The organism is Paenibacillus sp. J2L1-98, from assembly GCF_056269405.1.
The window spans coordinates 408,933-422,368 of sequence record NZ_JBWDNW010000001.1 but is presented as its reverse complement, the minus strand read 5'-3'; the positions used below and the strand labels follow the sequence as shown (position 1 = coordinate 422,368).

Annotated in this window: 14 protein-coding genes and 1 tRNA gene; 12 read left to right on the top strand and 3 right to left on the bottom strand. The window is 48.1% G+C overall.

Features of this window, described 5'->3' with window-relative positions; all coding sequences use genetic code 11:
* Positions 1-35: 35 nt before the first annotated feature.
* The 9 genes from AC0YNZ_RS02040 to AC0YNZ_RS02000 all read left to right on the top strand — a co-directional run bounded on the left by AC0YNZ_RS02040 (position 36) and on the right by AC0YNZ_RS02000 (position 9,175).
* Positions 36-938 carry an ABC transporter permease gene (locus tag AC0YNZ_RS02040; RefSeq protein ID WP_475825041.1) on the top strand — a complete coding sequence of 301 codons (903 nt, stop codon included), beginning with the start codon at positions 36-38 and terminating at the stop codon, positions 936-938.
* Between the two features lie 28 nt (positions 939-966).
* The gene (locus AC0YNZ_RS02035) at positions 967-1,839 is read left to right on the top strand and encodes a carbohydrate ABC transporter permease (RefSeq protein ID WP_475825040.1); all 873 of its coding nucleotides are present in this window, start codon (positions 967-969) and stop codon (positions 1,837-1,839) included.
* 45 nt (positions 1,840-1,884) lie between these two features.
* Positions 1,885-2,835, top strand: coding sequence for a sugar phosphate isomerase/epimerase family protein (locus AC0YNZ_RS02030; protein ID WP_475825039.1), 951 nt, complete (start codon positions 1,885-1,887; stop codon positions 2,833-2,835).
* Between the two features lie 7 nt (positions 2,836-2,842).
* Positions 2,843-3,016 carry a hypothetical protein gene (locus AC0YNZ_RS02025; RefSeq protein ID WP_475825038.1) on the top strand — a complete coding sequence of 58 codons (174 nt, stop codon included), beginning with the start codon at positions 2,843-2,845 and terminating at the stop codon, positions 3,014-3,016.
* Between the two features lie 45 nt (positions 3,017-3,061).
* Positions 3,062-3,388, top strand: coding sequence for a hypothetical protein (locus tag AC0YNZ_RS02020; RefSeq protein ID WP_475825037.1), 327 nt, complete (start codon positions 3,062-3,064; stop codon positions 3,386-3,388).
* Between the two features lie 137 nt (positions 3,389-3,525).
* Positions 3,526-5,328: a hypothetical protein gene (locus AC0YNZ_RS02015; RefSeq protein ID WP_475825036.1), complete on the top strand. Its 1,803-nt coding sequence runs from the start codon at positions 3,526-3,528 to the stop codon at positions 5,326-5,328.
* Entirely contained in the window at positions 5,325-7,607 is a 2,283-nt protein-coding gene (locus AC0YNZ_RS02010) for a glycoside hydrolase family 88/105 protein (RefSeq protein WP_475825035.1), read from the top strand. Before AC0YNZ_RS02015 ends, AC0YNZ_RS02010 begins: the two co-directional genes overlap by 4 nt.
* Entirely contained in the window at positions 7,607-8,299 is a 693-nt protein-coding gene (locus AC0YNZ_RS02005) for an MgtC/SapB family protein (RefSeq protein WP_475825483.1), read from the top strand. Before AC0YNZ_RS02010 ends, AC0YNZ_RS02005 begins: the two co-directional genes overlap by 1 nt.
* A 195-nt stretch (positions 8,300-8,494) precedes the next feature.
* Positions 8,495-9,175, top strand: coding sequence for a uracil-DNA glycosylase (locus tag AC0YNZ_RS02000; RefSeq protein ID WP_475825034.1), 681 nt, complete (start codon positions 8,495-8,497; stop codon positions 9,173-9,175).
* A 79-nt stretch (positions 9,176-9,254) separates the two neighbouring features.
* On the opposite strand, the gene AC0YNZ_RS01995 is transcribed toward AC0YNZ_RS02000, so the two are convergent.
* A complete protein-coding gene (locus AC0YNZ_RS01995) occupies positions 9,255-10,208 on the bottom strand; it encodes an S-layer homology domain-containing protein (RefSeq protein ID WP_475825033.1) in 954 nt (317 codons plus the stop codon).
* Positions 10,209-10,409: 201 nt separating this feature from the next.
* On the opposite strand from AC0YNZ_RS01995, the gene AC0YNZ_RS01990 reads away from it, so the two are divergent.
* Positions 10,410-10,485: transfer RNA gene (locus tag AC0YNZ_RS01990), tRNA-Val, on the top strand.
* 400 nt (positions 10,486-10,885) lie between these two features.
* A complete protein-coding gene (locus AC0YNZ_RS01985) occupies positions 10,886-11,170 on the top strand; it encodes a hypothetical protein (protein WP_475825032.1) in 285 nt (94 codons plus the stop codon).
* Between the two features lie 1,302 nt (positions 11,171-12,472).
* Here AC0YNZ_RS01985 and AC0YNZ_RS01980 read toward each other — a convergent pair.
* Entirely contained in the window at positions 12,473-12,640 is a 168-nt protein-coding gene (locus tag AC0YNZ_RS01980) for an aspartyl-phosphate phosphatase Spo0E family protein (protein ID WP_475825031.1), read from the bottom strand.
* A gap of 211 nt (positions 12,641-12,851) precedes the next feature.
* Positions 12,852-13,046 carry a DUF2524 domain-containing protein gene (locus tag AC0YNZ_RS01975; protein WP_110769155.1) on the bottom strand — a complete coding sequence of 65 codons (195 nt, stop codon included), beginning with the start codon at positions 13,044-13,046 and terminating at the stop codon, positions 12,852-12,854.
* Positions 13,047-13,204: 158 nt separating this feature from the next.
* On the opposite strand from AC0YNZ_RS01975, the gene AC0YNZ_RS01970 reads away from it, so the two are divergent.
* Entirely contained in the window at positions 13,205-13,372 is a 168-nt protein-coding gene (locus tag AC0YNZ_RS01970) for a hypothetical protein (RefSeq protein ID WP_181425939.1), read from the top strand.
* Positions 13,373-13,436 lie beyond the last annotated feature (64 nt).

Here is a 13,436-nt window from a genome sequence, read left to right as displayed (position 1 = left end):
CATGCAAGCCGGTCGTTAAAAGGAGGCAGACCGCTGTGAGCGTTACCGGATATTTACGCAGGAATTGGCAGCTGTATTCGCTGCTTGTTTTACCGCTGGCCTACTTCATCCTCTTCAGATACGGCCCGATGTACGGCATTCAAATCGCATTCAAAGACTTTAACTTTTTCCAGGGGATTAACGGAAGCGAGTGGATCGGCCTGGAGGCTTTTAAAGAAGTGTTCGGGATGCGTGATTTCTACTTAACCCTCCGTAATACGCTTATGCTGAATTTACTGGATTTGCTTGTATCGTTTCCGGCGCCGCTCATTCTGGCGATTATGCTCTACGAGATGCAAAGCGTTTGGTTTAAAAAGCTTTCGCAAACCATTTTGTATATCCCCCACTTTATTTCTTGGGTCATTATAGGCGGTATCGTTTATCAAGTGTTCGGCACACAGTCCGGCATGGTAAATAATATGCTAACATCTTTAGGATTTGAAGCGATTCCGTTTCTGACCGAAAAAAACGATTGGCTGTTTACCTATCTTAGCGTCGGCGTATGGCAAAGCGCAGGCTGGGGGACGATCATTTATTTGGCGGCTCTCACCGGTATTAACAAAGAGTTGTTTGAAGCAGCAGAAATGGACGGAGCAGGAAGGCTGAAACGAATTTGGCATATTACGCTTCCGGGCCTAAAGCCAACCATCGTCACCCTGCTTATCATTAATCTCGGCCATATGATATCGATCGGTTTCGAACGGCCGTATGTCATTGGCAATCTCGCGGTGCGGGAATATTCCGATGTGCTGAGTACATTCGTTTATCGAATCGGGCTTCAATCCGGTCAGTATACGCTGGCGACGGTTGTCGGCTTGTTCCAAGCTGTTGTCGGACTTGTATTTGTTCTCGGAGCAAATTATGCATCCAAAAAGCTGACAGACGAAAGTATATTATAAACTCGAATAATAGAGAGGAGCGTACGACATGAGAGATCGAACCGCCAACCGAGTTTTCGACACAATCAACTTTATCGTTTTAACGACTTGCGTGCTGGTGTGTCTGGCTCCATTTCTTCATATAGTGGCTATTTCACTGAGCTCTACCCGTGCGATTACGTCAGGAGAAGTAAATTTAGTTCCGGTGGAATTGGAATGGCAAGCCTATGTGCAGGTGTTTACCGATTCGTCGATGATTCGTTCGCTTGGCTTCACCATACTGCTCACCTGCTTGTTTACGGTTTTGTGCATGGTGTTGACGATTGCAGCAGGATATCCGCTCTCCAAAAGAAATTTGAAGGGCCGCAAATTGGTCATGTTCATTATCGTCATTACCATGTTTTTCAGCGGCGGCCTTATCCCTGAATATATTTTGATCCGAAATCTGAATTTGCTGGATTCGATTTGGGCGCTTGTGCTGCCGGGCTTAATCAATCCTTTCTATTTGATTATTCTGATCTCGTTTTTCAACAATATTCCGGAAAGCCTGGAGGAATCAGCGGAAATCGACGGCAGCAGCCAGTATCGTACGCTTATCAGCATCGTTCTGCCGCTCTCGCTTCCGGTCATCGCCACGCTCAGCCTTTTTTATGCCGTAGGCCGCTGGAACGGGTTTAGCGATACGCTTATGTACATTCAAAGTCCGGAATTGTATCCGCTTCAATTGAAATTGTACCAGCTTATTCAAAATAATATGGTCACTGAACTGATGCAAATGGAAGGCTCGCAGATGCATAAAATGATGCCGGAAAGTCTGAAGGCGGCCAGTGTTATTTTTGCAACCGTACCGATTCTGATCGTCTATCCGTGGCTGCAGCGTTATTTTGTCAGCGGCGTGATGCTTGGAGCGGTGAAGGGGTAACAACACTTACGAACGTAAGGGGACCGCGAGAAAATGGAGGGGCTTATGGGGAAATCAAAAGGAGAGTATTCGTTCTCAACGTGCTGGAACATTAAACGGCATACCGTCGGAAGCGAGATGATAGAGGAAATTCGCGCGCTTGGCTTTCAACGCGTGGAGCTGAATTATAATGTTACGAAAGAGCTGCTCGCTACGATTGAACCGATGATCGAGCGTGGGGACATCGGCGTCTCCAGCGTACACAATACGTTTCCTCATATCGCCGATCCCGACTATGGCACCGATTCCGTGCTGCTCGGTTTCGACGATGAGGAGAAGCGGAAGCGGGCGGTTGATTTGCTTTTATTGACTGTGGAATATGCCAATCGATATGGGGCTCAGGCGGTTGTCGTGCATCCGGGCGAGGTGCCGTTCGATTATAATATCGATCATGAACTGAAAGGCATTTACAACGAACAGGGCCGTGAATCAAAGGCGTACGTGAAGCTTTGGAATGAAATGCTAGAGCGCCGCGAGTCGCTTAGCGGCCATTATTTGCAGCGCATCCAGCACAGTCTGGAAGAAGTGTGCGACAGAATCGCCGCCAAAGGGTGGGACATCGCGATCGGCATCGAAACACGTTCGAGATGCTATCAAATGCCGACGCTGCGGGAGGCGAAAACGGTCATTGACCGGATGAAAGGCGCACCGGTCGGATTATGGTACGATTTTGGCCATGGCATGATGATGGAACGGATGGGTCTTTACGACAACGCACTGGAAATGGATTCGATCAAGGACAACGTTGTCGGCATTCATATTCATGAAACGATAGGGCTGTCAGACCACTGGTGCCCTTACGTGCACAGCGGCGATATGACCTATTTCGATCGTTTCCTTCCGATTATCGAGGCGGCTCCGGTCAAAGTCTATGAGCTGAAAGCGGCTTGCAAGCCGGAGGAAATCGAGGAGAGTCATGATTTGCTGATCTCAAAGCTTGCATCCATCAAGGTGTAACCTGGATGTGGATCAAATACTCCATTATGCGCCGAGGCTGTTATTCGATGAAAAGGAACCGTTCTATCCGGTACGGGTCGGCGTGACTGTGCTTCGAAACGGGGAAGCTTCCCCATCGTTTAATCGCCGGTTTACGTTCACGGACCCTGCAATCGATCATGTCATCGAATTCGCGATTTAATGGGATTACGATATTCAGCATTTGTATGAATTGGAGCATGTTTGGGTGTATGTGAACGGCGACGGCAGCGTCGCGGACTGCGAAGCGAGCTTTCACGGGCGCTATTTGAAAGCATTGCTGCCGGATAGGAGCAATTTGTTCGGTAAGCGCTTGAAGCTGTACTCGCAGCCGGGTAAGCATGCTTTTTCTCCGCTGCCGGTATTGTTCGAGCTGCTGCCTGATGCGCGGGTCTGTACGAATGAGGAAGCGGGAAAGGACGGATTGACGCTCCCCGATTGGTACGGGGATCGTTTAATCGCTAATGAGGAAGACAATCGGGCTGTGCGAACCTATTTGCAGTCGTTTTACAGGTTTATACCATCCTTTGAATAAATCGAATATGAATTTACCGAATCTTCAAAAACGTTCGTTCCATGGGAACGGTTGTTTGAAGAGATTCCGGATCGGATCGAACGGGAACTGACCAAAATCCGGAGCGTTCTCGAGGATCGGGAATAGCAGAAAGAGAGATGATGAGAATGTATGAGAAGCTGGTCTCTATTAACGATTATTGGGTAAAAGACGGAATCGAAAATCAGGTGATTGACAGCAGCAGCAAATTTTACGGGGGGGTTGCCGATCCCGTGAACGGCATCGCCTGGCCGAGCCATGGCGGAACGCCGATGGTGATGGCGCTATGGGCGGCCGCACTTATTAATGAAGATTCAAATTATTACCACGATAACGAATTGCTCTCGCGTTTGGAACTTGCGGCTCAGTTCTGTTTACGGTTCCAGCATGCCGACGGCACGATTTCGCCCGGATGGACGAATATGCACTCGCCGCCGGACACCGCATTCGTTGTGAGTGGTCTAGCGCAGGTGTACGAGCTGCTGGCCGCTCATGGATGGGAACCTTTGCGCAATGCTGCGGAGGATATCAGGATTTTTCTGGAGCGGACAATACCGGCGCTGCTGACAGGGGGCTGCCATACTCCGAATCACCGCTGGGTTATAACTGCAGCGCTTGGATTTATGTATAAGCTGACAGGAAAACCGGAATTGAAAGAGCGGGCGGACGAGTGGCTGGCGGAAGGAATAGACTGCACGGAAGATGGAGAGTGGACCGAGCGTAGCAACGGCATTTACAACGGGGTTAGCGATATCGTACTGTTTTATGCGGCGGAGCTGTTCGACCGTCCTGAATTGCTGGAGCCGATTCGCCGTAATTTACGGATGATGGCATATTTGATTCATCCGGACGGCGAAGTGGTAACGGATTATTCCGGCCGCCAGGATTTCGGCAGCAAATATAATATGGGGAGCTATTTCCTCGTTACGAAGCTGATGGAGAACCGCGACCGGGATCCGCTGTTTGCCGCGTTAGCAGACCTCGCGGGTCAGGCGTTGACTCATCCCGGCTGGCTCCCCAATAATGCGTTGATCGGCTTTTTACGCTACCCGGAACTTCGCGAACGTACGATCGAGCCTGGCAAGCTGCCGGACCGGTACCGGGTATTTATAAACCGCGACTTTCCCCGGGAGCGCTTTTTGGGTGATATGGAGGCAGCCGGACACGGCGGCCGGATTTATCACAGCCGGCTGCATCCCGATTTCGGCGCTCCGGTCGCCCGGCAGCGGGACGGGGCGACAAGCGTCACCGTCATGACTGAGACGAACTCTTTCTTCGCGCTGCGGCATGGCGCTGCGCGGCTGCTCGCCGTGCAAATAGGCACGTCCTTTGAGCCCGGCTTCGTCAAGCTGAAGCGGATGGAACAGCTGGAGCATGGATACCGGTTAACGGCAACTGAAAAGAAAGGTTATTACAGTCCCGTCCCGGGGGCGCATTTGCCGGAAACGGCTGGCGGACCGGTCAGCCCTTGGTATTTGCTGCCGCATCATCTTCGGGAAATAACACACGAGCAGCACCATCTTATCGAGGTTGAATTAACGGAATACGAACAAGGATGGAAGATCCGTGTTCACTGCGAACAGCCGGAAGTGTTGATGACGCAAATCTCCTTTGTGTTCAGCAGTGAAGGAGATTTATCCGGGAAAGGCCTTGAGCCGGCGGCGGCAGGAACCCTTTTCTGGAAAGAAGGTACAGCTCGTCTTACTTCCGGTAGTGATTGGATTGAACTGGACAGCGGAGCGCATGAACACTGGGCGAAGGCGCTCAACAATACGAGCTATCCGGCAAATTGTCAAACACTGGTCGTCAACCTGATGACGCCGTACGACAGAACGTTCGACATCCGGCTTTCCCGGCTTGACATAAACGAAGGCGATACAGGAACGGTCTCGTCAACTGGAAACGGGGAGATGATTCGATGACCGTCTATATGGAGCCCCGCGAGAGCGTGCGTTATTGGTTCGGCGACGATGAGCGCCGCATATTAGAGGTGTTGTCCGGCCGTTATGTCGGTGCGAACCCGCCCGTTCCCTTTGCGCTCCGCGCTTTTGCCAAATCGGGCGTGCTGCAAAATAGAGAAGGGCTGTACGATATGAATTTGTCGGTCAAGCTGCCGGATGCGAAGAATGGCGAATACGCATACGTGTTCGGACTCGTTTGGAGTGACGACGAGCGTTCAATCGACGGCATCATGGAGCCGTTCGGGCCGGTACGGCTGTATATCAATGAAGAGCAGGTTTACAGGTCGAATGCGGTAGATGAGATGAAACCTGATGCAAGAGTTGTTATTCCGCTGCTTTTCCGCAAAGGCTGGAACGCTGTACTGATCGAAGCTCGCAAGACGGAAGCCGGCTTTGGCTGCCGATTCGGCGCGGAGGAGGCCAAAGTCCGCATCCTGCAGGTGCTTGCTCCTTTTGCCGGTCGCGCGGGGAGTGCGGGTTGGGTTTATGCAGGGCCATTGAAAGCATCGGTGTTTGGCGGCGGAGGAATGTTTCCTGACTACTCACTGCCGGAAGAGAAAAGCGGCTTAACGTGGCAGCCCCGGACGGGTTGGACGGTTGAAGAAGAGAAACTGCCTAATTTCGAGCGGCTGTTTGGTCGTCCTGCGCAGCCGGCTGCAGCATTAGGCTGGACCGCACTGGCTGTGCCGGCCGAAGAAGAAACAGTCATTCTGGAAGGGCATGCCTCAGGGCCGACGACAATTTGGCTGAACGGCCAGCAGGTTGTGGAGCTTGAGGAGGCGGGCCCGTTCCGGACAGCCGTTCCCGCCAGCCACGGGATTCGCCAGCTGCTTGTGCGCAGCGTCAGCGGTCCGAGCGGCTGGGGTTTTGAACTAGGCGCTTTCGCGGGAGCAAAACCGCTTGCATTCGAATTGCCTGTTGCCGTCCATGGAAGCGGCGGAGCATGGTTGTATGCGGGACCGCTGAATTGTGCTGAAAAGCACGATCCTTCGTCTGTCTGTACGACGGCTGCGCTGTTTTCTGCCGTAGACCTTGAAGGCCGCTCCGCCGGCGGCGCATATTGGTCGCTGGATGCACCGGAGACGCGGGTCCGGCCTTACTACGAGAATGCGATGCTTAGCAACAAATGGACAACCGGTACCGCTACGAATTACGGGCGATGGGATTATCCGCTCGGCGTTACGATGTACGGGCTGCTGCGAACCGCTCGCGAGCTGAACCGTCAGGACGTAGCCGATTATGCGCTCGGCCACATCCGCAGCTGCACGGAAATGTACGAGTATTCTTTATGGGATCGGGATGAATACGGATTTCCGTCCGTTAACCACCAGCTTGTCTTAATCCGGATGCTGGACAACTGCGGCTCGTTCGGTTCGGCGATGCTTGAGGCTTATTTGCAAACGAAGGAGAAGAGTTACCTCCTTATTGCAGATGTAATAGCCGATTTCATGCTCCAAAAGCTGGAGCGCAGAGAAGACGGCGCGTTCTATAGGTTGTGCGCAGGCGAGTATGCGGCCGATACGATGTGGGCGGACGATCTGTATATGAGTGCGCCTTTCCTGACGAGGTACGCTGCGGCGACAGGGAAACGCGAAGCGCTTGATGAAGCGGCGAGACAGTTTCTGCTGTTTAAACGCTATTTGTTTATGGAGATGGAAGGCGTTATGTCGCATGTATTCGACTTTAAATATGGCAAGGCGACGCGTGTGCCGTGGGGACGCGGCAACGGCTGGTGTCTGTTCTCGTTGTCGGAGCTGCTTGAGAAGCTGCCTGACGATCATCAGGACCGGGAAGCGCTGCTCGCCATGTTCCGGGACATGTGCGCGGGAGTGGCCGCTTTGCAGGGCGAATCAGGATTATGGCGTCAGGTGCTTAATCAATCGGAGGCGTACGAGGAAGCATCCTGCACCGCCATGTTCGCTTATGCATTTGCAAGGGGTGTGCGTTTCGGCTGGTTGGACAGCAAGGACACCTATACCGGTGCCGCGCTTAAAGCTTGGCGTGGACTGACCGGCGGAGCTATTGACCGGCAAGGCAACGTGCACGGCGTATGCAGCGGCTCGCGTTACTCGTTCTCGCCGGACTATTACATGTACGATCTACGGACCGTCGTTAACGACAACCACGGTATCGGTATTATGATGCTTGCAGGCGTGGAAATAAGCCGGTTGAAAACATTCGTTGACAGGCCTGAACACGCTTCTGCACCAGAAATGGCATTGCAGCGGCAAGATGCATGATGAACGAAATTTCTACGGTAGAATTCGTCATAAAATTGGGAACGGCATTGCTGCTTGGCCTGCTGATCGGCGTCGACCGCCAGCTTCGGCATAAGCCGCTCGGCATGAAGACGAGTATGGTTATTGCAGTGGCCAGTTGTCTGATTACGATTGTATCGATTGAAGCCGCAGGCCAATTGGCCCGCCCGGGCATGACCAACATGGATCCGATGCGGCTCGCTGCTCAAATCGTTAGCGGGGTCGGTTTTATCGGGGCGGGAGTTATTCTCCGAAGAAATAACGATGTCATCTCGGGCTTGACGACGGCAGCGATGGTATGGTCCGCATCGGCGCTCGGCATCGCGTCAGGAGCAGGCTTCTACAAGGAGGCATTCGCGGCGGCAGCTTTCATCATCGTAGCAGTTAATCTAGTGCCGTTCGCGGTCAGGACATTTGGCCCGTTGAAGCTGCGTGAAAGGGACGTTTCGGTGTGTCTGATCATCGATTTATCGACTGAACTGCATGCTGTCATCGAAAACATCCGTTCGGATCATACGGTAAAGCATACGAAAATTAAAGATATTGGCGATGGAAGGCGGGAGCTTCATCTCGTTCTTTCCTCGCCGGACCCTTATCCGACAATAACCGTTTACGAGCAAATGAAACGATTGAAGCGAGTTGTATCCGTCGAAGTAGAGAGCATCAGCTCTTGAGCCAAAGCGTTTGCTTACGAAGACGTAATGTTTCATCTAAATATTCAGAAGTTGTACACTACTTTTCCCTATGCTAGAATCAGTATAAAAGCACAGGAAAACAATGAGTATATGATTCTCCTTCGCAATGATCTGAGCGATCAGGTAATGGTGGGGGAGGTTTTTGCTTTATACGGTTTTAAGGAGACTCTGAGTATGGAGATAACGTTGAACAATGATTGGTCGGAACGGTTAGAAGGAGAGCTTAAAGCGCCGTATATGGTAGAGCTGCTTGCTCTGCTTGAAGATAAATATAAGACGAAGACGGTTTATCCCGAGAAACAAAATATTTTTAATGCGCTAAATTATACATCATACGAACAAACGAAGGTTGTCATTTTGGGGCAGGATCCATATCACGGTCTTCAACAGGCGCATGGGCTTAGCTTCTCTGTGCAGCCGGGCATGAAGGTACCCCCCTCTCTGAAAAACATATACAAAGAGTTAGAAGCCGATATAGGCGCTGAGATTCCAGATCATGGAAGCCTGGTTTCGTGGGCACAGCAAGGTGTTCTTCTGCTTAATACGGTGCTTACGGTGGAGGAGGGCAATCCAAATTCGCATCAAGGAATCGGATGGGAGCAGTTTACCGATTTTATTATTGCCGCGATGAACGACAGAGATAAGCCCGTTGTATTTATGCTTTGGGGCAAGCACGCCGGGGCGAAAGCAGACCAGATTGATGGGGACAAGCATCATATTATATCTTCGCCGCATCCGAGTCCGTTTGCAGCGCGTAAAGGTTTTTTTGGAAGCAAGCCGTTCTCGCGGGCGAATGATTTCCTGCGGACGATCGGGAGCGAGCCTATCGACTGGGCAATCCCCATGCGGTCTTAGCCGGGGAACGAATGAAAAAAAGGCTTCTCCACTGTCTGAACAGTTGCTCTGACAAGTAGAGAAGCCTTATTCTATTGTATTACTCGGCGATGGCAGCGCTGCCTGTCGACGATTCGCTCGATTGGGCCGATACAGGGAGCACCGGCTTTAGCTTTGCGTCTACATAGGTGGAAACCTGTACATCGGTAATGACTTGCGGATACATTTTGTCCGGATCAGGCAATACCGTCTCGACGTAAATAATAGCTTCATTTCCTTCGAAACCAATGGAAGCGATCCGGAGACCGTAGCCGGGATGAGGTGCTTGCGCGCTGACGGTTACTTTATTGATGTCGGAGTTTACAGCAGTTACGGAAAGCTTAAGGTCAAGAGCCGGCTGCTCGGGCAAATTAGGAATAGGAGTCGTCTCCTTCACGAATTTAATGGCATCATAGAGCCAGCCTGCTGCCTCGCTGCGCGTAATAGCTTTCTTAGGATAAAACTTGTTCGAGCTATCCAAAGTGATGATTTTGCTGATGAGCAGCTTTTGAATGCTGTCCATATAATCTTTGTTAACGTCGGCTTCATCCTCTAGCATCATGAAAATTTCAATAAAAGCATAATCGCCTTTCGTCAGCATCGCTTTGAACAAATGATGAGCAAATTGCTCACGTGTCATGATATCGCTGGCTTTGACCGTCTTAGGAATTTCAAGCCCGTTCAGACTTGCGATAATAAACGCTTGCGAATACCATGCATCGTCCTTCAGGTTAGTGAAATAATCGCTCGCTTTAGGTTCTTTAATGAAGCGGATATTATCAATATTGAGTTTTAACCCTTTTACGATCAATGTAACGCCTTCTGCATAAGTGAGCTTGTTTTTCGGATTAAACTTATCATTTTTGTCGTCACTTAGTATTCCGAGCTTTTTAAGCTCAGCAATCTTTTGTTCGTTTGCATCATTTTTTACGTCCTTAAATGCCCAGACGGTTTGTCCGAGTGTGAAGAGCAACATTGCAACCAGCGTCATTATCAATATCGATCGTTTTCTCATACGTTCACCTCTTTTTTAATTTGCTGCAGCACTTATTTGACGCAGCGTTAAGACAAATTGTTGCAATTCATTTAAAATCATTATGACCGGCTGAGCCAGAGAGAAAACGCTGAGCAGAGATTAGGAGGGAGTAATAAAAAAGTTCCCAAAAGTGTTGACTTCGCATCGTTCTCCTGATATATTATTAATTGTCGCTAACATGATCTGGTAGCTCAGCTGGGAGAGCACTATCTTGACAGGGTAGGGGTCACAGGTTCGAACCCTGTTCAGATCACCATAACTTAAATGCCGAAAGCCTTGTCCAGCAAGGCTTTTTTTGTTGTGATCAACCATTGCCATGTCAACATAGTCTCTCATTAGATACCGGAGGAAGCAAGCAATTCTGACTGATTGGTTTTATGAATAAATGAGAGTACAAATTCTTCATTAGCCCGTGTAAGTGAACGTAAAATTCGGCAGCACGACACGAAACCGAGAGAAGGCGTATATTACGTCCTGCTCCGATTTGTGTTGTGTAATTTAAATGAGAGTGTATCAGGACAAAATGCTGCTTAGTTGTAACGATGCCTGCAGCTTACCCAAATCCAATTAAGTTATAGCATAGAAAAATGTCATTAAGAGCACGATAATTATTGGTCAATTAAGGACTAACATAATAATTATTGGAGGCTTGCATTATGGTAAACCGAAATATACAACAGATAGCTGCTGATCTACAGGAAAATCAACATTTACTACAAGCGCAACAAGATGTTCTAAAGGCACATCAACAGTTACAAGTAGAAAATCAAGAATTACTACAAGCAGAACAACAGCTGCAAACGAATATTCAACAAGTACTACAATCACAACAACAAGTTAAGAAGGAACATTATGACGTTCAACAGGCACAACAAAAACTTCAACAGGCACAAGCCACTGCAATGACTTATCAAAATAATCCTCAAAACAAACATCATTAATAGTTTAAAAAGGTTCTTGTGGAATAAAAGAGCCGAAATGTAAAAAAAACGGAACCCAAGGCCGATCATTAAGCATAAGAATGCTAAGATGAAGAGATTCCACGGTATGGCAACAGCCCAATGCCGTGGCCTTTTCAGCATGCGGCTAAAGAGTATTTCACCGTTCTACTTGTAATGTAAAACGGAAGGTGAAGTTAGAAAGTTGAATAATTAATTACACAATAGGACGATACTGAAACATAACGTAATTCATTGATTAGAATTGTGTACACAATTATCTTGTATTTTTTAAAGCGCTTTCATATAATATAAATTAAGCACCCAGACAAAAATGGACGACATCTTATTCGGGAGTTGATGCGCCAATGAATAATGACGGAAGTTTTAATATTGGGTTTCTCTGGGGTATCACATTAAGTATTCCTTTATGGGTATCGCTGATTGGATGGGTATGGTTAATAGTCGATATGATGAAATAATTAAATAGTTATTAATCGACACCCGAAGGGGTGTTTTTCTTTAAATAGAGATGTTCGTATGTATCACCTTGTGGTTTTTGCAGCCGATAAGCGGCAATGTCAGTCTTGCTGGGCCTAACCTGACTAGGTTTAACTTTATTTCAGCCAAATATATAATAATTCCAGTTTATTTCCGGTCGCTCAATCGAGCGGCTTTTTTTCTTGCCCAAAGGAGTTGGTTTCGAGCTGGAAGAGCAATCAAAGCAATCGAAATAATGTGCAGAGCCAAAGTTAAGCGTGCTCAAAAACTTTATTAGCGATGGACATAAAACGGAGCGCTTTATACGAATTGTATAGTATCCAATTCAAAACATGGGAGGTTACGATATGTCGATCCTTACAGTCATTAAGATCAACTGGCATAAGTTGTCGCGTAATTACCATTTGTTAATGTTAGAAGATTGTTTAGATACAGAAGCAAAATATAAACTTAGAATAAAAGCTGAGTACCACGAGAAGAAGATAAACACTTACTGCTAATAACCTGTGTTAATGAGAAATAGGATATTTTCACAACCTAAATGAATAACTAGGCACTAGGGGCTAATGCAGTGGTAACAATGGATGCCCATAAATGGAGTTGCTTCCGGAATTCCGGCAGGAGTTGTATCGATAAATGGTTCCGAGGAAGAAAATGCTAGCATTTTCTGAATAATATGAACGTATGAAAGCACCTTGATTGGTGCTTTTTATAATTGATTTTAAAAAACGGGGTTACTCCTGTATGCGATACCGTTTATGTTGCTACTACGTGGTTAATTATATTGGAAATGAATGATGAGAATTATCGTTGATTGTTTGCTAAGCAGCCTGAATACTCATTGAGGAGATAGTCAAGCTCTTGACTGATTTTAATGACAGCATGATCAGTGAAGTTGTTGCAAGCTTCAAATAAACGAACCATTTCAGCCCGCACTTCTTCAATTTTCTGCCGGTAAAAACAGTTGTCCATATCATAATCCCTCCCGCATTGTAACCGAAAAGTTGATTCTGAAACATCTTCAAGATGAAAGCCTGGCTAAATACGTAAAAAAGGGATGAATAACCCCCTAAGGATTATTTTCCTTTTGGGGGTACAAATTAGATGCGAATATCGATATTCCGGGCATCATACACCTCCTACTTTAATTATCGGCAAGTAGAAGGGATTTTTTCATATCTGTTTAAGATTCATGCGGAATATCGCATTTGTTTCGAATAAAGCGGATTTGGTTGCGAACCCGGTTAATGTGCTGCTGTTGTTCCTCAGATTGCTCACCCTGTGCGCCTAGCTCCAGCCGGTCTAATTCCTGCAGTAAGTTCGGTAAGTCATTAGATGCATTCGAACAATTATATTCGCTCTCTAAATTTTCCAGCATCGCTGTCCCTCCAAATGTAAAATTTGACCATAGAAAAGTTATCTCATGACCGTCATTTAGTATGAGCCGTTCAGCGCTCAATATGCATGTTGGCAACGTATACTAAACAGAAGCATTCCCGCATACCTTTATAGAAAGCGCGCAGGAGGCGGTTTCTGTTGGCTGAACAGTATGCCTATTTGGCATTATGGCTGGTGGGATTGTTTGGGATTATTGGTATTGTCGTTAATGCAGTGGCAAGATTCGTTGAACAGGATTCTCAATCGCATGATGAGCAATTTGTCTGGCGAAGGAGGCTTCCGCCAGAAGCGGTCAAAAGAAAATAAAACGGAAATCCGGCGACCGCACACGATGCGAATTCGTCGGATTTTTTATATTGGCTTTCATTTA